General features: G+C 69.0%; 16 protein-coding genes and 1 tRNA gene. 9 read left to right on the plus strand and 8 right to left on the minus strand.

What is annotated here, in order from left to right; all coding sequences use genetic code 11:
* Positions 1 to 17: 17 nt before the first annotated feature.
* A complete protein-coding gene (locus NA8_RS20755; RefSeq protein ID WP_063052035.1) occupies positions 18 to 482 on the minus strand; it encodes a GatB/YqeY domain-containing protein in 465 nt (154 codons plus the stop codon).
* A 133-nt stretch (positions 483 to 615) separates the two neighbouring features.
* On the opposite strand from NA8_RS20755, the gene NA8_RS20760 reads away from it, so the two are divergent.
* From NA8_RS20760 to NA8_RS20770, 3 genes are all read left to right on the plus strand, one after another.
* Entirely contained in the window at positions 616 to 1,578 is a 963-nt protein-coding gene (locus NA8_RS20760; RefSeq protein ID WP_063052036.1) for a metallophosphoesterase, read from the plus strand.
* A 599-nt stretch (positions 1,579 to 2,177) separates the two neighbouring features.
* A complete protein-coding gene (locus NA8_RS20765; protein WP_063052037.1) occupies positions 2,178 to 3,272 on the plus strand; it encodes a DUF8017 domain-containing protein in 1,095 nt (364 codons plus the stop codon).
* Positions 3,273 to 3,332: 60 nt separating this feature from the next.
* A tRNA-Pro gene (locus NA8_RS20770) sits at positions 3,333 to 3,406 on the plus strand.
* A gap of 125 nt (positions 3,407 to 3,531) precedes the next feature.
* On the opposite strand, the gene NA8_RS20775 is transcribed toward NA8_RS20770, so the two are convergent.
* A complete protein-coding gene (locus tag NA8_RS20775; RefSeq protein ID WP_063052038.1) occupies positions 3,532 to 4,041 on the minus strand; it encodes a tyrosine-type recombinase/integrase in 510 nt (169 codons plus the stop codon).
* 541 nt (positions 4,042 to 4,582) lie between these two features.
* Between NA8_RS20775 and NA8_RS34420 the strand changes: the two genes are divergently transcribed.
* Complete coding sequence (locus tag NA8_RS34420; RefSeq protein WP_063052040.1) at positions 4,583 to 5,305, plus strand: SDR family NAD(P)-dependent oxidoreductase; 723 nt, start codon at positions 4,583 to 4,585, stop codon at positions 5,303 to 5,305.
* A 42-nt stretch (positions 5,306 to 5,347) separates the two neighbouring features.
* Here NA8_RS34420 and NA8_RS20790 read toward each other — a convergent pair whose 3' ends face one another.
* Positions 5,348 to 5,806 (minus strand): hypothetical protein, encoded by a 459-nt coding sequence (locus tag NA8_RS20790; RefSeq protein ID WP_063052041.1) that lies wholly within the window; start codon positions 5,804 to 5,806, stop codon positions 5,348 to 5,350.
* A 198-nt stretch (positions 5,807 to 6,004) separates the two neighbouring features.
* On the opposite strand from NA8_RS20790, the gene NA8_RS20795 reads away from it, so the two are divergent.
* The 4 genes from NA8_RS20795 (at position 6,005) to NA8_RS20810 (ending at position 13,456) form a co-directional block, all read left to right on the plus strand.
* The gene (locus NA8_RS20795) at positions 6,005 to 6,712 is read left to right on the plus strand and encodes a GntR family transcriptional regulator (protein ID WP_063052042.1); all 708 of its coding nucleotides are present in this window, start codon (positions 6,005 to 6,007) and stop codon (positions 6,710 to 6,712) included.
* A gap of 72 nt (positions 6,713 to 6,784) precedes the next feature.
* The gene (gene uca / locus NA8_RS20800) at positions 6,785 to 10,333 is read left to right on the plus strand and encodes an urea carboxylase (protein WP_063052100.1); all 3,549 of its coding nucleotides are present in this window, start codon (positions 6,785 to 6,787) and stop codon (positions 10,331 to 10,333) included.
* Entirely contained in the window at positions 10,334 to 12,061 is a 1,728-nt protein-coding gene (gene atzF, locus NA8_RS20805) for an allophanate hydrolase (protein WP_063052043.1), read from the plus strand. It abuts the gene before it with no gap.
* A gap of 162 nt (positions 12,062 to 12,223) precedes the next feature.
* Positions 12,224 to 13,456, plus strand: coding sequence for an FAD-dependent monooxygenase (locus tag NA8_RS20810; protein WP_063052044.1), 1,233 nt, complete (start codon positions 12,224 to 12,226; stop codon positions 13,454 to 13,456).
* Between the two features lie 64 nt (positions 13,457 to 13,520).
* On the opposite strand, the gene NA8_RS20815 is transcribed toward NA8_RS20810, so the two are convergent.
* Together NA8_RS20815 and NA8_RS20820 are read right to left on the minus strand one after the other, a co-directional pair.
* Complete coding sequence (locus NA8_RS20815; RefSeq protein WP_063052045.1) at positions 13,521 to 14,111, minus strand: TetR/AcrR family transcriptional regulator; 591 nt, start codon at positions 14,109 to 14,111, stop codon at positions 13,521 to 13,523.
* A 147-nt stretch (positions 14,112 to 14,258) separates the two neighbouring features.
* Positions 14,259 to 15,485: a cytochrome P450 gene (locus NA8_RS20820; protein ID WP_063052046.1), complete on the minus strand. Its 1,227-nt coding sequence runs from the start codon at positions 15,483 to 15,485 to the stop codon at positions 14,259 to 14,261.
* A 415-nt stretch (positions 15,486 to 15,900) separates the two neighbouring features.
* On the opposite strand from NA8_RS20820, the gene NA8_RS33895 reads away from it, so the two are divergent.
* Positions 15,901 to 16,041 (plus strand): hypothetical protein, encoded by a 141-nt coding sequence (locus NA8_RS33895; RefSeq protein WP_157106809.1) that lies wholly within the window; start codon positions 15,901 to 15,903, stop codon positions 16,039 to 16,041.
* Positions 16,042 to 16,078: 37 nt separating this feature from the next.
* Here NA8_RS33895 and bla read toward each other — a convergent pair whose 3' ends face one another.
* The 3 genes from bla to NA8_RS20835 all read right to left on the minus strand — a co-directional run bounded on the left by bla (position 16,079) and on the right by NA8_RS20835 (position 19,149).
* Positions 16,079 to 17,083, minus strand: a complete 1,005-nt coding sequence (gene bla, locus NA8_RS20825) for a class A beta-lactamase (protein WP_084466959.1) — start codon at positions 17,081 to 17,083, stop codon at positions 16,079 to 16,081.
* A gap of 104 nt (positions 17,084 to 17,187) precedes the next feature.
* Entirely contained in the window at positions 17,188 to 18,660 is a 1,473-nt protein-coding gene (locus NA8_RS20830; RefSeq protein WP_063052047.1) for a catalase, read from the minus strand.
* A 63-nt stretch (positions 18,661 to 18,723) separates the two neighbouring features.
* Complete coding sequence (locus NA8_RS20835) at positions 18,724 to 19,149, minus strand: Fur family transcriptional regulator (RefSeq protein ID WP_063052048.1); 426 nt, start codon at positions 19,147 to 19,149, stop codon at positions 18,724 to 18,726.
* Between the last annotated feature and the right edge of the window lie 343 nt (positions 19,150 to 19,492).

Raw genomic sequence — 19,492 nt, forward strand, 5'->3', positions numbered from 1 at the left:
TTTTCCTCGTCGCGGTCCTACAGCCGCGCCTTCACTGCGGCCGAAATGCGCGAGCCGTCGGCCTTGCCCGCGGCGAGCCCGGTGGCGATCTTCATGACCTGCCCCATCTGGCGCATGCCGGGACGCTCGCCGATCTCCTCGGCGACCTGCGCGATGGCGGTGTCGGCGAGGTCGGCGACTTCGGCGTCGGTCAACTGGGTCGGCAGATACTCATCGATGATGCGCGCCTCGGCGTGCTCGTTCGCCGCCAATTCGCCGCGCCCGGCCTGCGTGTATACCTCGGCGGATTCGCTGCGCTTCTTCGACTCCTTCTGCAACACGGAGACGACCTCGGCGTCGGTGAGCTCACGTGCCTGAGAGCCGGCGACCTCGGCGGTCTGGATCGCCGACAGCAACATCCGCAACGTGGAAAGGCGCAGCGTGTCCTTTGCTTTCATCGCGGCGGTGAGATCCGCTCGCAGCTGCGATTTGAGTTCCGACATGCCGCTCACGGTAGCGGCTCCTGGGCGGTGGTCCCACTACATTTGCCGCGCGGCCCGATTTCCCGCCGAGAAAAGGGGCGCTTGTGCGGAAACACACTCGGCGCTCCTGAGCGAGGTCACCTATGCTGGGCAAATGCCCGTGATCTCGACCTCTGCTGTACGCACGACCGCGCTGGGAGCCGCCGGGGCCGCGGTGGCCGGAATCGGCTACGCCTCGCTGGTCGAACGCAACGCCTTCGTCCTACGGGAGGCGACCATGCCTGTGCTGGCGCCGGGGTCGTCGTCGCTGCGGGTGCTCCACCTGAGTGACCTGCACATGACGCCCGGGCAGAAGCTCAAGCAGCAGTGGCTGCGGGAACTGGACCGGCTGGAGCCGGACCTGGTGATCAACACCGGCGACAACCTCTCGCACCAGAAGTCGGTGCCCGCGGTGGTCCAGGCCCTCGGCGGATTACTCTCCCGCCCGGGGCTTTTCGTTTTCGGCAGCAACGACTACTTCGCCCCGGTGGCGAAGAACCCGCTGAAGTACTTCAAGAAGGACCACCGCCGCATCTACGGCGCTCCACTGCCGTGGAAGGACCTGCGCGCGGCCTTCACCGAGCGCGGCTGGCTCGACCTGACGCACGTGCGCCGCGACCTCGAGGTAGCAGGCATCCGCATCGCCACCGCCGGTGTCGACGATCCGCACCTGCAACGCGACCGGTACGACACCGTCGCAGGCGCCCCGAACCCGCTGGCCGACCTGCGGCTCGGCCTCACCCACTCCCCCGAGCCCCGAGTGCTGGACCGCTTCGCCGAGGACGGGTACGACCTGGTGCTGGCGGGGCACACCCATGGGGGCCAGTTGTGCCTGCCCGGCTACGGCGCACTGGTCACCAACTGCGGGATCGATCGCTCTCGGGTGAAGGGCGCCTCGAAGTGGGGCGAGCACACCCGGTTGCACGTCTCCGCGGGTGTCGGCACCTCCCCGTGGGCGCCGTACCGCTTCTGCTGTCGTCCGGAGGCGACCTTGTTGACGCTGGTCGCCGCGCCGCCGAAGCGGCCGGGAGCCGACACGGGCCACGGAGTGTCGGCATCGGAGGCCGTCGCCCGCTAAGGTCCCCTGCCGAGACGTGTGGCAGGTAGGGGACAACTGTGAGTGGATTCGACGACCGGCGCGACGACCCGACGATCATGGGACGGGCCGCCGGGCCGCCGGATCCTCGGCAACAGCCCTTCCACGCACCGCATTCCGCGTTTCCTCCGGCCGGAGACGACGCCGGTGCCCGGCCACCGGAGGCAGAAGCGCATCCGGGCTCGCCTCGGCAAACCGCCGGCCCCCAACAATGGTCCCCGTGGCAGCCCGGCGGGTACGACGAACCGGCACGTCCCCCTGTCACACCTTGGCAGCGCGGCGCACCGGAGCAACCGGCCTCGAACGGGCCTGCCCCGATGTCCCCGTGGCAACCGGGAGCCGCGACAGGTGAGGGCGGCGGGCCGCTGTATCCGGGGCAGGCCGACCCAGCCACGCAATGGCAGCCGAACCGAGAGCCCGCCGAGACACTCCAGTGGCAACCCGGCGGGCAGAGCGACCCCCCGACATCTCGGCTATCGGACGACGGCTCGGGCCCGCACACGCCCGCACCGGCCGAGCCGACCGTTCTCGCCGAGTGGGTCAGCCGACGCCCCGGGACGCCGGGCCGCGACGATCCCACCATGTCGGCCCCGGAGCAGAAACCCTCCGACCCGTGGCCCCCGCAAACTCAGCCGGATCCGGCCTACCGGCGCGACGATCCGACGATGCTCGGACAGCCGCTCGGCGCACTCGACCAGCCTGCCCCTTTCGGCAGCCCGACCCCGGGCCTCGATGGCCAGGCGACGCCCCTGCTCGACTATCCGGGCGCCGACCGGTTCGGTCAGCCGGTCCAGGCTTCACACTGGCCGCCCGCAGGCGGCCCGGCGCAGTACGGCATCCCGCCCGATGGGCGGTATCAGCCCGGCTACCGCCCGCAGGGCGGATTCGGAGGACCACCACCGAACCGCCCGAACGGCAGCGGCCGAGGAAAACTCGTGCTGTCGGCCGGCCTGGCGGTGCTGCTGGTGTCCGGTCTCGTGGCCGGGATAGTAGCCCTGAGCATGATGCAGACGGACGATTCCGCCCGCGACACCGCTCCGTCGATGGTGAACGCCCTCACTACCACGACGGTGGACGGGCCCACCCGCACCACGACCAAAGCGGCCCCCACGACGACCGCGCGGGGCTCCGGTGACAAAACACCGGTCATCCCCGGATACCAGGTCGTCAGAGCACCCGACAGCGGCGCCGCCTACGACGTGCCCGGCGACTGGACGATCGCGCCGCAAGGCACCATCGGCGGCTTCGGCGAGCCCCCGAACGCCGTCGCGGGTAAAGGCCTGGCCAGCGAGGGCAAGGGTTACTGCCCCGGATCGACCCGCACCGTCGCTTTCCTTACCGGCTCGGAGACTTCCGACCCGGGAAAGGCGGCCACCGAACTCGGTGCCAGGACCGCCACGCTCGCCTACAAGGCGACGCCCGGCGGCACACCCGGTCTGCCCATGCCGCTGGCATCGCTGGACGGCTCACAGCACGGCATGTTCGTGGAGACCAAGGGCACCGTCACCGACGCCAAGCCCGGCTGCGCGAAGGCGTACTCCGTGTACACCGCGGCGTTCCCCAACGACAACGGGAACTTCGTCATGGTGATCGCCGCCGACACGGGCGTCCCGCACGCCCTCGACGCCGACACCGCCAAGCGCATCTTCACCAGCATCCGCCCTCTCGCAGGCTGACTGACCTGCCGGTTTAACGTCTCGGCCCGCCCTGTTGTAAGCTACTCCAGGTCCACTTCACGGGGTGTGGCGCAGCTTGGTAGCGCGCTTCGTTCGGGACGAAGAGGTCGCAGGTTCAAATCCTGTCACCCCGACTCGTGGTTGAGACGACGGGAAGGCCCCTGACCAGTATGCATGGTCAGGGGCCTTCTCCGTTGTCGCCGACAGCCGAAGCGATGCCGATGCCGGTAGGCAGCGAAAAGGCAGCATCAGCTCGGAATCAGCTCACCAGGACGCCGTCTGAGCCTTCATCGTCGCTGTCGTCGTCGCCCATCGTCTTGCGCACCGCGCCCCAATCCTCCACCCGACGCACGTAGTACTGCATCGTCGTGGTGGCGTTCTCGTGGCCGAGCACGACCGCGATCTTGTGCGGAGGCATCCCGTTGTCGGCCAGCCAAGTACCGGCCATGTCGCGCAAGTCGTGGAAACGCACCCCGCCGTGTTCGTTGCGCGCCACCGCCTGCACCGCCTTGTCGACGTTGCCGAACACTTCCGACTGGGCGTCGCCATCCTCATCCATCCACACCGCTTCGAACTTGCCGTCGCCGACTCCGCTGACCTCACCGAGCAGGCCCGCCCGCACCAGCGCCGGGCGCCACACCCGTGACCGGAACAGGGTGCGCCGCAACGGCCCACCGACCTCGTTGGTGAAGATCAGCCCATGCGGTCCGCGCTGGTAGGTGCGCATGTACTCGCGCAGCTCCGCGACGAGCCACTTAGGAAGCGGCACCGTGCGCCGACCAGCACGCGACTTCGGGAAAGGCTTGAACCCACATGCCCGGCGACCGCGGTCACGGTGCGGATCACCCGAAGCAGCCCGGCGTCCAGGTCCACGGCATCTTCACACAAACCCGCCGCCTCACCCCACCGCAGACCCGCGAACGCCGCCACGGCCACGAACACCCGGTACCGTTCCGGCCGGACCGCGGGCAACAGCTGTTGCCCGAACTTCCTCCCGCGACAGGTACCGCTCGTCGGAATCCCGCTTGCGGCGCTTCGGAATACGTACGCCCGCAGTGGGATCGACACCGATGATGCGGTTCTTCACCGCCGAACGCATCACGCCGGACATCATCCGCTTGCACTCGGCGACCGTGGCCCGGGACTTCCTCTGCGACAGCTCGGTAACCCACTTCTGGACCGACAGATGGTCGATCTTGCCGTGCACCCGACACGACGGCGATCGGTGGACCTGTGGACGGGTAGTCGGGTCATGTGCGGGAATATCATCGCTGGACCCATATTTTCCGCAATCGACGAAAGGTGGGCAGATGAGCAAGCCCGTCGATAACGTGCCCGCGGACAAACCGCTGTCCGGGAAGACCGCCCTGGTTACGGCGGCCTACACCGGAATAGGCCGGTCGATCGCGAAAGCGCTTGCCGCGCAAGGTGCACAGGTCGTGGTGCACCATCCGCACTTTCCGGAGCCCGCCGCGGATGTGGTGAAGGAGATCACCGAGGCAGGCGGCTCGGCACTGGCGCTCGCGGCGGACATCGCCGATCGCGGTGAGTACGAGGAGTTGGTGCAGGCGCTGCTCGACGAGTGCGGCGGCTGGCACCTGCTGGTCAACACCGCGGCGGTACCGGAGTCCGAGCCGTTCCCGAAGCTCAGCTCGGAGGCGTTCGACAGCGCTTTCGCGGCGACGGTGAAGGGCGTGTTCCACGGCCTGCAGCTGGCCTTGCAGCACTTGTCCGACGGGGGCCGGATCATCAGCGTCTGCGATCCCGCCGACCCGGGCAGCGCGGTGCACGACGCGACGCGCGGCGCGGTCGAGCAGCTCGGCCAGGCCGTGGCCCCGGACTTCGTGCCGCGGCGGATCACCGTCAACACGGTCAGCTACGGCGTCGGCACGACCGACAACGCGGAACTCGAGACCGCCCTCGCCGCGCTCGAGCCGGCCGACCCGGGCGCGGTAGTCGCCTATCTGGCCGGTGACGCGGCGAGCACGGTGAACGCACAAGTGATCCGGCTCAACGGCGCCGGCGGACGCTAGCCCGGCGGCGCACCCGCCGTCCGCGGTCGCGCCGCCGCACGATCACGCGACGATCGTGCTGCCGTAGGTACTGAACCCCCGGCCCAGCGCCTGGCAGGTGAAGCTGCCGTGGAAACCGACTTGGCACGACGCTCCGGCGTGCTCGATGATCGGACCCCACGGTCCCGAGCCGGTCTTCACGTCGTCGATGCGGGGATTGCCACCCGGCAGGGTATACGGCGTGCCTGGGTCGAAGGTGGGATGCGCGGGCAGCCAGGGCTGGTCGATCGCTATTTCGTTCACCGGCACCGGCACCGGCACGTACGTGTCGCCGATGTAGTAGCTCATATACATGGGAGAGGCGAGATCGCATCCGAGCGAGCCGTTCGCGAAGATCGCGCAGTTCGTGCTGCCCATCGAGAAGTAGACCGTGCCAGGGTCCGCCTGGGCGTTACCGGCCGCGAGGATCGGGGCCGCTGCCACGGCGGCGAGCGCTCCGGCGAACTTCGTGCTGCGCTTCATAGGGTCTCCTTGATGCTTGGCTGGTGGACAACCGACCTCGATGAGTCTGTCGCGCGGAGGCGGGATTTCGTTTCGCAGGCCCCACCACCGACCGGCTGTCCGGGCACCCTCGCGGCGAGCGACGCGGTGAGCAGACGCTAACGCGGTGATAACTTACGGACACTTCATCGAAACTCGTGGTCAATAGCGTATACAGGCATGTCGACACGGATAGCGGCTTCGGCCGACGCGGCGGGCAAACCGCTACGCGACGTGGTGTACGCGGCCCTGCGCAGCGAGCTCATGAACGGGGACATCAAGTTCGGTCAACGGCTGACCGAGCCGAAATTGTCGGCGCGCTTCGGCATCTCGCGCACGCCGATCCGCGAAGCGCTGACCGTGCTGTGCTCGGACGGATTGCTGCAACGCGAAGAATACGGCTTCAGTCCGGTCCGGCCGAGCATCCCGCTGATCCGCGATCTGTACGAACTGCGAATCACTCTGGAACTCGGCGGGATTCAGCGCGCGATGACCAATCCTATGGTCACGCACGATCAGGAGTTGCTGGAATCCGAGCGCGCGGCCTGGCTGGAACTGCGCGCCGATCCTCCGGAACACGAACCCGGCTTCGTAGTGCGCGACGAGGAATTCCACGTCACGCTGCTCACCGCGGCGGGCAACACCGAGATGGTACGTGCGCTCAAAGCGGTGAATTCCCGCATCCGCCACGTGCGCATGTACGACTTCATGGTCAACAACCGGATCGAGACCACCATCGCCGAGCATCTGGGCATCCTCGACGCCGTGCTGGCGGACGATCTCCCGCTCGCGTATCGGCTGCTGCACACGCACATCGGTGAATCGCTGGACGTGGTGCTCGATCGGGTCACCCGCGCGATCGCGGCGATGTCGCTGGCCACGGATTAACAGGGAGCGGTAGTGGGGCTGGAATTCGATGCGGTGCTTGTCGCGAACCGCGGCGAGATCGCATGCCGCATCATGCGGACTGCCCGGGCGCTCGGGCTCAAGACGGTCGCGGTGTACTCCGACGCGGATGTCGGCGCCGCGCACGTCGAGATGGCCGACGTGGCCGTACGTCTGGGTCCGGGCCCGGCCGCGGAGTCGTACTTGCGCGCCGACCTGGTGGTCGACGCGGCGCGGGCGACCGGAGCCGGGGCCATTCATCCCGGCTACGGATTCCTCTCGGAGAACGCGGAGTTCGCCACCGTCGTGGAGCAGGCGGGCATCGCGTTCGTCGGACCGACTGCCGAGCAGCTGCGCGTCTTCGGCGACAAGCACACCGCCCGTACGGCGGCACGTGCGGTCGGCGTACCGCTCGTTCCGGGCAGTGACCTGCTCGAATCGGCCGATCACGCGGTGGCGGAGGCGGAAGGGATCGGCTTTCCCGTAATGCTCAAGGCGGTCGGCGGCGGTGGCGGCATCGGTATGCAGGCTTGCTTCGGCCCGGACGAGGTGCGCGCGGCCTACGAGCGCGTGCAGCGCATCGCGGCGGCGAACTTCGGTTCGGCGGGCGTCTTCCTGGAACGTTTCGTCGCGCGGGCCAGGCACGTCGAAGTGCAGTTGTTCGGTGACGGCCACGGCCGCGTCGTCAGCCTCGGTACCAGGGACTGCTCGCTGCAACGCCGCAACCAGAAGGTGATCGAGGAGGCGCCCGCGCCGGGACTCACCGCGCGACTGTCGGAGCGCCTGCTCGCCGCGTCCCGGGAACTCGCCCGCTCGGTCGGGTATCGCTCGGCCGGGACGGTGGAATTCGTCTACGACGCCGACACCGGGGCCGCGTCGTTCCTGGAGATGAACACCCGCCTGCAGGTGGAACATCCGGTCACCGAGGCGGTCACGGGCGTCGACCTGGTGGAGTGGATGCTGCGCCTGGCCGGCGGGGACACCTCGATGGTGGACGAACAGCCCGAGAGCGGTCCGGCGATCACCGGTCACGCGGTGGAGGCCCGCGTCTACGCGGAAGATCCCGGCCACGATTACCGCCCCAGCGCGGGCCTCATCACGGCCGCGTGCTTCCCGGACGACGTACGGGTCGACACGTGGGTCGGCACCGGTTCGGAGGTCAGCCCGTATTACGACCCGTTGCTGGCGAAGGTGATCAGCGCACGCGAGAGCCGAGCGGACGCCTTCGCCGCACTGCGCACCGCGCTCGCCGCGACGCGGATCTACGGCGTGCAGACGAACCTGCCGCAACTGCGCCAGGCCATGGCCGAGGGCCGGGTCCTGCGCACCGAGCACACCACCACCACGCTGGCCGAGATCCGGCCGGCCGGCCGCCGCATCGATGTGCTGGGCGGGGGGACCATGACCACGGTGCAGGACCACCCCGGTCGGATCGGCCTGTGGAACGTCGGCATTCCGCCGTCCGGCCCGATGGACGACCTCTCCTTCACCCTCGCCAACACCGCCGTCGGCAACCCGGCCGGGGTCCCCGCGCTCGAATGCACCCTGCAGGGGCCGCGATTGCGCTTCTCCGATACCACCGTCGTGTGCGTGACCGGTGCGCCTGCTCCGGTGACGGTAGACGGCCGCCCGGTGGCGATGTGGGAGCCCGTCACCGTGGCCGCGGGCGCGGTGCTGGACATCGGCGCACCCACCGACACCGGCCTGCGCACCTATCTGGCGGTGCGCGGCGGCCTCGACGCGCCGCTCTATCACGGCAGCGCGGCCACCTTCACTCTCGGCGGATTCGGCGGTGTGACCGGTAGCGCCGTAACCACCGGCGACGTGCTCGGCATCGCCCCGGTCGACGCGAGCGCACCAGGCACACCCGCCGCGGTGCCGCCGGATGAGCGGCCCGAATTCACCCACGAGTGGCAGCTCGCGGTAGGCGTCGGGCCGCAGACCTCCGCGTACTTCACCGACGCCGACATGATCCAGTTCTGCACGCACCCGTGGCGGGTCGGCAGCCACGCCAATCGCACCGGCATCCGCCTGGAGGGCCCGAAACCGGCCTGGTCGCGCAGCGACGGCGGCGAGGCCGGGCTGCATCCGTCCAACCTGCACGACAACCCCTACAGCGTGGGCGCGCTGAACGTCTCCGGTGACACGCCCATCCTGCTGGGGCCCGACGGTCCGAGCCTCGGCGGATTCGCCTGTCCGCTGACGGTGGTGTCCGCGCATCGCTGGCGGCTGGGACAGTTGCGTCCCGGCGACTCGGTGCGGTTCGTGCCGGTCGGCGACGACAAGGCGGCCGCGTTGCGTTCGTCCAATGGCAGTCGCGTGCCGGAGCTGGTCACCGATGCCGCTGCGGTCTTGCGGGATCGCGGCGTTCTCGGCGGACTCGAGCCGTCGCGGGACCGTCCGCGGGTACGGTATCTGCGCGCCGGGGACGACAACGTCCTGGTCGAATACGGCGAGATGGTGCTCGATCTCGGGCTGCGCATGCGGGTGCACGCACTGGCCGAAGGGCTCGCGGGCGTCCGGTTGCCCGGCATTCTCGACGTGACCCCCGGTGTCCGGTCCCTGCACATCCACTTCGACCCCGCGGCACTGCCGCTGTATCGGCTGCTGGGCACGTTGACCGAACTCGAACTCGAACTGCCCGCCACGACCGACCTGGTGGTGCCGAGCCGCACCATCCGGTTACCGCTGTCGTTCGACGACCCGTCCATCACCGAAGCCATCGACCGTTACCGCAGCGGTGTGCGTGACACCGCGCCCTGGCTGCCGTCGAACATCGAGTTCATCCGCCGTATCAACGGGCTCGACAGTGTGGACGATGTGCGCACCACCGTCTTCGACGCCGAGTATCTGGTGCTCGGGCTCGGGGACGTGTATCTCGGCGCGCCGCTGGCGGTTCCGCTGGATCCGCGGCACCGCCTGGTCACCACGAAATACAACCCGGCGCGCACCTGGACCCCGTCGGACGCCGTCGGCATCGGCGGCAAGTACCTGTGCGTCTACGGAATGGCCTCCCCGGGCGGCTATCAGCTGATCGGCCGCACCGTGCCGATCTGGTCCAGCTACCGGCAGTCCGCGCCGTTCGAACCGGGCACGCCCTGGTTGTTCCGGTTTTTCGATCGCATCGTCTGGGAACCGGTCAGCGCGCAACAGTTGCTCGAGTACCGCCGGGCGGCCGCGGCGGGCAGGTTCGACGCCGAGGTGAGCGAGGGCAGTTTCGCGCTCGCCGACCACCTGCGCCTGTTGCGCACCGAGGCCGACGCGATCGCCGAGTTCGAGGCCGGGCAGGCCGCCGCGTTCGAGGCGGAGAAGGACGCGTGGCGCGCTGCGGGCGAATTCGAACGCAGCACCGTCGCGCCCGTCGCCGCGCCGATCGAAGACCCGCTCGCCGGGCTGCCCGCCGACGCGACCGTGGTGCGGGCGCCGATGATCGGCAATGTCTGGCGCGTGGAAGTCGAACCAGGTCAGCAGGTCGAGGCCGGTGCGCCGGTGGCCGTCCTGGAGGCGATGAAACTCGAATTACCCGTGTACAGCCCGAGCGCGGGCAGCGTGCTGAAGGTACTGACCACGCCCGGCGCCAAGGTGGAGCCGGGCACGCCCCTAGTAGTGATCGGAGTCGACTGAATGCCCGCAGGCGTCCCAGGCAATACCGCGGCCGACCCCGTCGAACGCGTCGCGGCCGCCTATCGGCGGATCGCCGAGGTCGATCGGCCGGAGGTGTGGATCACTCTGCGACCGGAATCCGAGGTCGCCGCCGAAGCGGCCGCCCTCGCGCGGCGGCTCGCCGCCGGGGAGTCCTTGCCGCTGGCCGGCGTTCTGATGGCGGTGAAGGACAACATCGATGTGGCGGGTCTGCCGACCACCGCGGCCTGCCCGGAGTTCGCCTACCTGCCGGAGGTGACCGCGGCGGCGATCGAGCGATTGCTCGCGGCCGGGGCGCTGGTGCTGGGAAAGACGAACCTGGACCAGTTCGCCACCGGGCTGGTCGGGACGCGCAGCCCATACGGCGCGGTGCGCAACGCCCTCGATCCGGAGCTGGTGGCGGGCGGGTCGAGTTCCGGTTCCGCCGCGGCGGTGGCGCTCGGCATCGCGGACATCGGAATCGGCACCGACACAGCGGGGTCCGGCCGCGTGCCCGCGGCACTGCACGGAATCGTCGGCATCAAGCCCACCTTGGGGGTGATCCCTGCGCATGGGACGGTGCCCGCCTGTGCCGATTACGACGCCGTCACGGTCTTCGCCGCCGACCTGGACTCGGCGGTCTCCGCGGCCGCGGTGATGGTGGGCCCCGAGCCGCGCGACCCGCGCAGCCGGACCTGGCCCGCCGACGTCCGGCTGGCCGCGCCGCTCGCGCCGCGCATCGCCGTGCCGCGCCCAGAGGACCTGACCGCGCTCGGCGAGCCATATCGAGAAGCGTTCGCCCGCACGGTCGCCAGTGTCGCCGATATCGGCGCGAAGACCGAGGAAATCGACATCTCCGTCCTGCTCGACGCGGCGCTCCTGCTCTACGACGGTGCGCTCGTCGCCGAACGATACGCCGCGGTGGGCGCGTTTTTGGACACCGCTCCCGCGGGCGCCGACCCCACGGTGACCGCGATCATCGGCGCGGCGCGCGAGAAGACCGGCACGGCGTTCGCCGCCGATCTCGAGCAGCTGGCCCGCGCGAAGGCCGCGGCCACCGGACTGCTGCACGGCTTCGACGCACTGCTGCTGCCGACGACCACCGAGCATCCGAGCATCGCAGCGGTGCGAGCCGATCCGATCGAAATCAACCGGCGCATGGGCACATACACCAACTTCTGCAACCTGCTGGACATGGCCGCCGTCGCCGTCCCCGGAGCGGGCACCGCCGACGGCGCGCCGTTCGGAGTCATGCTGGTCACCCCCGCCTTCGCCGACCAGGTGGCTGTCGACCTCGCCGCCCGCCTGCTGGGTTCCCAGAGCCCGCCGCTGCTGATCGATCGCGGTGTCGACCTCGCCGTCTTCGGAGCACACCTGCGTGGGCAGCCGCTGCATTTCCAGCTCGAGCAACTCGGCGCCCGCTTTCTCGGCGAGATCCGGACCACCGACGCCTACCGGTTGACCGCGCTCGACACCACGCCGCCCAAGCCGGGACTGGTGCGTCACGGACCGGGCCGCGGCGCCCCGATCGAGGGTGAACTCTTCCGCGTCTCCACCGCCGGATTGGGCGTGTTCCTCGCCGAGCTTCCCGCTCCTATGGCCTTGACCAGCATCGAACTCGCCGACGGCCATGAGGCCGTCGGTTTCACCTGCACCTACGACGCCGCGAGCGCCGCTACCGACATCACCCATCTCGCGAGCTGGCGCACCTATCTCCAACGTCGTTCCTAGGTCGCGCTTTTCACCGATGGCCCATGGCCGCGAGTGCTCCTCGCCGCCATGGGCCATTGCTCGTTCCACCCACTTAGACATTTGTGCTAGACAATTGTGCCAGCGGCGTGTTAGACATACGTCTAAGACATTTGGTCAATCCAGTGGGAGTCGAGGAAAGTCATGAGCGCCAAGTCCGTAAGCAGCCAGCTCCGCGTGCTCGTCGCCGGTGGCGGCATCGGCGGCAATGCCGTTGCGCTGCAACTGCTCCGGTCCGGCATCCGGGCCACCGTCGTGGAGCGCGCCGCGACGCCGCGGCCCGGCGGGCAGGCCGTCGACCTGCGCGGGCCCAGTCGCGAGGTCGCCGAGCGGATGGGCATGATGCCGGGCATCCGCGACTACCAGCTCGACGAGCGGGGCATGAAGTACGTCGACGACGCGGGCCGCGAGATCCTCCGCATGTCCGCCGAACTCTTCGACGGCAAGGGCGCGGTCGCCGAAATCGAGATCACTCGAGGGGATCTCAACCAGGTGCTGCTCGACTTGCTCGCCGCGGAGGGCGGCGTCGACTACCGGTACGGCGAGTGGATCACCGAGATCCGGCAGGACGACACGGGCGTCGACGTCACGTTCGCCTCCGGCGCGGCCGAGCGGTTCGACATCGTGATCGGCGCGGACGGACTGCACTCCGCCACCCGCCGGATGGTCTTCGGCCCCGAGGAACAGTTCGCGACGTACCTGGGCGGATACATGTCGTTCTTCACGCTGCCGCGCCCGCAAGACCTGGAGCCGCACTGGTTCACGATGCACTCGCTGGTGGGCGCCACCGGGCTGGGCATGCGCCCCGACGCCGACCCGGCCACCTGCAAGGCGCTCGTCGTGATCCGCGCGGCCGCGGATCCCGCGCTGCGCAGGGATGTCGCCGCACAGCAGCAGTTCATCCGCGACCGTCTGGCCGGCGGCGGCTGGGAATCGGCTCGCATCGCGGCGGCCGTGTCCGACGCGCCGGACTTCTACTTCGACGAGCTGGCCCGGATCGACATGCCGAGCTGGGTCCAGGGCCGAGTGGTCCTGCTCGGCGACGCGGGCTACTGCGGTTCGCCGCTCACCGGCCAGGGAACCGCGATGGCGCTGGTGGGCGCGTACGTCCTCGCCGGGGAGCTGGCCGCGCACGCCGACAACCCAGGACGGGGCCTGGCCCGCTACGAAGAAGTGCTGCGCCCCTTCGTGAAGACGGCCCAGCAGTTGCAGCCGGGCGGCCTGAACGCCATGACGCCCAAGTCCCGCTTCGGCATTCGCGCGGGCCACGCCGTCAGCAAGCTGATGATGTCGAAGGCGATGCGCCCGGTGATGATGCGGATGTTGAGCAAGACCGAGACCTACGACCTGCCCGACTACTCGGCCGCGACGGTCTGAGCCCGGGCGGCGGGGTCGCGCTTCGACCGGAGTCCCGCGCGGCTCCGGTCGACGACGTGCCGGATCAGGCGACTACCGTCCGGTCGTCGAGCAGGAACGGCAGCACGAAGTCGCGCAGCATCGCTCGTTCCTCGTCTTCACCCGCACCGGGCAGCGTCAGTAACGACACCATCGCACGCACCACCCACCGACCGACGCGCTCGGCGGCGAGGGCGGACAGGCCGGGGCGGAATCCGGCGACGAAGTCCGTGGCGAGCGCGTCCACCACGCCCGCCGAATTAGCCAGCTGGGCAACGATCCCCGCGTTGGAAGGTTCGAACCAGACCGCCAGATGCGGCGTTTTCCTTACCTCGGCGAGCAGCGCGGTCAACGTGTCGAGCAACTGCTCTCCCGGCTCCGCACTCGCGCGCACCGCGCGGTCGCGCCAGACTCGCTCGACCAATTGCCGCGCCTCCCGCCCCGCGAAGGCCACATACAACGCCTGTCGATTCTCGAAGTAGCGATACAGCGTCGCCCTGGAACAGCCTGCGGCGTCGGCGACTTCGGCCATGCCGACCCCGCTGACGCCCTTGTCGATGAACAGCGCGCGCACCGCGTCCAGGATGCGCTCACCGGCCAGCTCGGCGCGGCCGTCGGCCAGCCAATCGCCACTCATGCCGTGTCCTCTCCTACTTCACCGCACCGCGGGGCCACTCCCACAGCGGTGCGGACCGCCGCGCCGAGTTCTCCGCCCCGCCGACGCCGGGCTCACCGGCTGCGGCGCGAGCGGACGTGCGTAGTCCGGGTCGCGCCACCTCGCCGCTCAGCCCCTGCACCGGAACGGCACAGTAGTCGGCCTGCGAACGTACGGACCGCTCGCGTACTCGACCGCGTCGATGTCGACCACATATTCGGGGAACCGATCGAGCAGCTCCTCGAGGGCGACCCTGGCCTGCATCCGAGCCGCCGCCGCACCGAGACAGTGGTGCGGCCCGTGCCCGAAGGTGAGGATGCGCTGCGGGTTCCGGTCGATGTCCAGGTCGGCGGCGTCCGCGCCGAACGCCTGCTCGTCCCGGTTGGCGGACCCGAACACCAGCAGCACTTTCCGCCCCGCTCGCACCGTTTTCCCGGCCAGTTCGACATCGCGCGTCGCGGTTCGCGCCAACCCTTGCACCGGCGAGGTGAGCCGGGCGAATTCCTCGATCGCGACGCGAATCCGGTCCGGGTCCGCGGCGAGCGCGGCGCGCTGGTCCGGGTGCTGTTGCAGCAGTTGCACGGCGCCGCCCAGCAGGCCCGTGGTGGTGTCGTTGCCGCCTGCGACCATGGTCCAGGCGTAGGCGAGGATTTGGACCAGCCCGCGCACGTCCGTGTCGTCGGCCGCCATTCCCGCCTGGACCAGCAGTGACACCGTGTCGTCGCCGGGATCGGAGCGCCTGCGTTCGATCAGTCCGGCGAAGTAGCCCATCATCTCCGCCGACGCCGCCTGCGCCTTGGTGTTCGTCCGGTCGATGCTGCCGGCGACAACGGCGTCGGTCCACCCGTCGAACCTCGCCCGGTCTTGTTCGGGCACCCCGAGGTAGTGCGCCACCACCATGCTCGGCAGCGGCTTGAACAGCCGCTCGACGATGTCACCGCCGCCCTGGGCCTCGAGGTCGTCGAGCCGGTCGCGCACGAACCGGCGGACCACCGGCTCGACTTCCTCGACTTGACGCGGGGTGAACCCGCGAGCGACCAGTTTGCGGAAGTCGGTGTGCTGCGGCGGGTCCTGCATCACCAGCGGGGGGTTGTCGGTCAGGCCGAGGTCGTCGAGTTCGCCGTATTCCACCGTCAGCCCGTCGCGAGAGGAGTACGTTTCGCTGTCGCGTGCCGCCGCGTACACGTGCTCGTGCCGGGTGAGCACCCAGTAGTCGTTCTCCGGCCGCGCCGCCGGTACGACGTGCTGCACCGGATCGTGCTCACGCAGCGCCGCGTACATCTCCCAAGGGGATGCCCAAGTGGGGCCGGAACGGAGTTCGAACACCGGAGCCGGCCGATACGCAACGTTCACCATGTATCGACCGTAAGACAAAAATTGACAACTGTCTAGAACAGGTTTCAGGGAGGAGGGCCGATCACCCTCGCGACCAGCCCAACCGCAGCTTCCCCTCCGGACCCGGTGGCGCGCACTCGTTGGTTACCTTCGGCAGCGGCAACCACCGTGTCGTTGCCGGTCAGCTCCAGGAAGAGCCCGCGCGAGCGACCGCTCCGCGTCCGCGTCCGCCGGGCCGGCCACCCCTCGTAGACCGGCCCGGCGGACACCACCCCCGAGGTCCGGCCTGTCACCCCTCGAGACAGGTCGTTCCCCGGTTCGCACCTGCGGTGCTGGGCTTGTTCCTCCCGCGAGACAAACAATGCAGGCCGGCGCTTGGCACGCGCTTAAGAACACCTTGCAAGATCGAAGCCGCAGGTGAGCGCACCTTTATCAAGTGGTGCCCAGCAAGCGGCTACCGCGCCGAGCCGGATCGCGGGATGATGGTGACGAGTGCGCCAAAAGATTGGGAGCGACGATGGAAACCGTGTTGGTCTGGATTCTGGCCAGCCTGCTCTACTGGTGGGGCCTGCTGTAGGTCTACGAACCTGGCCGTCAACACCCGGCCAGGTCCACTACAGTCCCCGCGAAGCCCGGCGTACCGCGGCGACGGAAGTGCGCGACCAGCGATGCCGATCGGTTCGGGTGGGGCGGGCGCCGGTGGGTGACCGTAGACGTTCTACGGCCACCTTCGTCACTTCCGCCAGCAAGTCGTTGTTCGCCTCGGCGTCCGCGTCGGACTTGCGGCTCAGGATCGCGATCACCATCGGCGCCCGGCCGCCCTCCGGCCAGACGATCGCGACGTCGTTGGCCGAGCCGTAGGAGCCGGTGCCCGTCTTGTCGCCGGTCACCCAATTCGCGGGCAACCCCGCGCGGATGCGTTTGCCACCGGTGGTGTTCGCCTTCAGCCAGGCGACCAGCTGATCGCGTTCGGGCGCGCCGAGCGCGTCGCCCAGCGCCGCAGCGCGGTAGTCCGCCGCCAGCGCGGCGGGCGTGGTGGTGTCCCGCTCGTCACCGGGGATCGCGGTATTGAGTTCCGTTTCCCAGCGGTCGAGCCTGCTCGCCGGATCGCCGAGCGTGCGAAGGAACGCCGTGAGCCCCTCCGGCCCGCCGAGCTCGCGCAGCAACAGGTTGCCCGCGGTGTTGTCGCTCCGGGTGATCGCCGCCTCGGCCACTCGCGCAAGGGTCATCCCCTCGGCCACTCCTGCGCTGGTCACGGGCGAGTACTCGACCAGATCCGCTTCGTGGAACCGGATCACTCGATCGAAGTATCCCGTGTCGAGCGGATGCGAGCGCAGCAGCGCGGCCGCCGCGAGCGTCTTGAAGGTGGACAGGAACGGGAACCGCTCGTCGGCGCGGTGGGTCACCGTCCTGCCGGTGCCGGTGTCCACCGCGAACAACCCGATCTGCGCGCCGTAGCGAGCCTCCAGGTCAGCCACGCTCGTGTTCGCGGCGGGAGCCGCTCGGACGCTCGATGTGATCGAACCCGGCTGCACCGCATCGGTTCCCGTACCGCATCCGGCCAGCAGAGCCAATGCGGCGGCCAGCGCAATCCGGTGGGCGCGTGTCAGCCGAGACATGCCATCACTCTGGCATCCGGGCACCTACCGGGCAAACAGGATCGGCCGGACACGCCGAAGGCAGGTGCGCGCCGATGACGCACACCTGCCTTCGGCGCGGGCGCTCAGCCCTGCGAGCCGCCGTCGAGCCCGGCGCGCACGCCCTCCTCGACCCGCTTGCCGAGGTCGGCGTCCACGTTCTTCCAGTATTCGAAGACTCGACCGAGCACCGGTTCCCGCACACCGCCGAGCATGTGACCGACGATGTTGTGCACCAGCCGCTCGCGTTGCGCGTCGTCGAGCACCTCGCGGACCAGGGTGCCCGCCTGGGTGAAGTCACCGTCCTCGGCGTGCTGGAGATAGCCGGCCCGCACGATGGCCGGGTCGAAGTCCCAGATGCCGCCGTCGGAGGCCCGCTCCGGGGCGGCGTGTGGCCCGCCGAACGAATTCGGCGCGTACACCGGCACATTCGGCTCGTTGTAGTGGTACCGCATGGCGCCTTCCTTGGAGTAGGAGTTCACCTCCGCCGCCCTGGCCTGGTTCGGCGGCAGCTGCGCGTAGTTCGTGCCGATGCGGTAGCGGTGCGCGTCCGCGTAGGCGAAGACGCGGCCGAGCAGCATCTTGTCCGGCGAGAAGCCGACACCGGGAACGACATTCGACGGCTCGAACGCGGCCTGCTCGATATCCACGAAGTAGTTGCGCGGGTTGCGGTTCAGCGTCCACTTGCCGACCTCGAGCAAGGGGTAGTCCTTGTGCGACCACACCTTGGTGAGGTCGAACGGGTTGAACCGGTAGCCCTCCGCCTCCGCGACCGGCATGACCTGCACGTACACCGTCCAGCTCGGGAAGTCGCCGCGCTCGATCGCCTCCCACAGGTCCTTGCGGTGGTAATCGGCGTCCTCGCCCGCGATTCGGTCGGCGTCGGCCTGGGTCAGGTATTCGATGCCCTGGTCGGTCTTGAAGTGGTATTTGACCCAGAAGCGCTCGCCCGCGGCATTGATCCACTGATAGGTGTGCGAACCGTAGCCGTTCATGTGCCGGTAGGTCTTCGGGATGCCGCGATCACCCATCAGCCAGGTCACCTGGTGCGCACTCTCCGGACGCAGGGTCCAGAAATCCCACTGCATGTTGTGATCGCGAAGACCATTGCCGGGCAGTCGCTTCTGCGACCGGATGAAGTCGGGGAACTTGATCGGGTCCTTGATGAAGAAGATCGGCGTGTTGTTGCCGACGAGGTCGTAGTTGCCGTCCTCGGTGTAGAACTTCACCGCGAATCCGCGCGGGTCACGCCAGGTGTCCGGGCTGCCCTGCTCACCGGCCACGGTGGAGAACCGCGCCAGCGACTCCGTGCGCGCGCCCGGCTGGAACAGTTTCGCCTTGGTGTAGCTGCTGACGTCGTTGGTCACGACCAGTTCACCGTAAGCGCCAGCGCCTTTGGCGTGCACGATGCGTTCCGGCACCCGTTCCCGGTTGAACTGGGCCAGCTTCTCGATGAGGTAGTGGTCGTGCAGCAGGATCGGGCCTTGCGCGCCCGCGGTGAGCGATTCGTTGTCGCTCTCGACCGGGATACCGGTGTTCGTGGTTGTCGGCTTGGTCATCGGACTCCTCGGCTGGTGAAGATTGTCCCGGGCGGGGCTACCCGGGTGGCAAGGTGCGGACCGCTACTCGGAACGGCAGGTCGGGCACAGTCCCCAGAAGACGACCTCGGCTTCATCGACCACGAATCCGTGAGCGTCCGAAGGGTCCGAACATGGGGCTTCGCCCACGGCGCAGTCGACATCCGCGACCGCACCGCAGCTTCGGCACACCAAATGGTGGTGGTTGTCACCGATCCGGGTTTCGTATCGCGCGGACGAGCCCGCAGGCTCGATCCGCCGCAGGATTCCGGCGCGCACGCAAGCGTGCAAGACGTCGTAGACAGCCTGCGTGGACACCGAGCCCAGCACGTCCCGGACGATGGCGGCCACCGTGTCGGCATCCGAATGCGGCCGCGCGGCAACCGCGTCCAGCACCGCGATCCGCGGGGCGGTGACCCGCAAACCCGCTGCTCGCAGCCACTCGCGTGGATCGGCGCTGTAGGTGTGCACGCTTCGATTCTGGCCCTTTTCTGGAATAAGTCAAGAAAATAATTTGGAATCATTCAAGAAAAGTTTCAGGCCGAAGTCTGCGCCCACCGGCCGCGAATCACCGAGCTCGACCCCGAACACGGCCTGACCTAAGTGGCGAGCGTCACAAATCAGCGCTGGAATAGGTTGCGCGGGCTGGTGGTTGAAACCCCCTGTCGGCGTCCGGACAGCCCCGGGCCGCACCCTTCGTCGCTACGAGCGACCACCCGCCGAGAGGCGCTTGTGGGACGTCGACACCCACCGCCGGCGTCCGGACAGCCCCGGGCCGCACCCCTTGTCGCTACGAGCGACCATTCGCCGAGAG

The sequence above is a fragment of the Nocardia arthritidis NBRC 100137 genome (assembly GCF_001612765.1).
In the GTDB taxonomy this organism is placed as follows: Bacteria; Actinomycetota; Actinomycetes; order Mycobacteriales; family Mycobacteriaceae; genus Nocardia; species Nocardia arthritidis.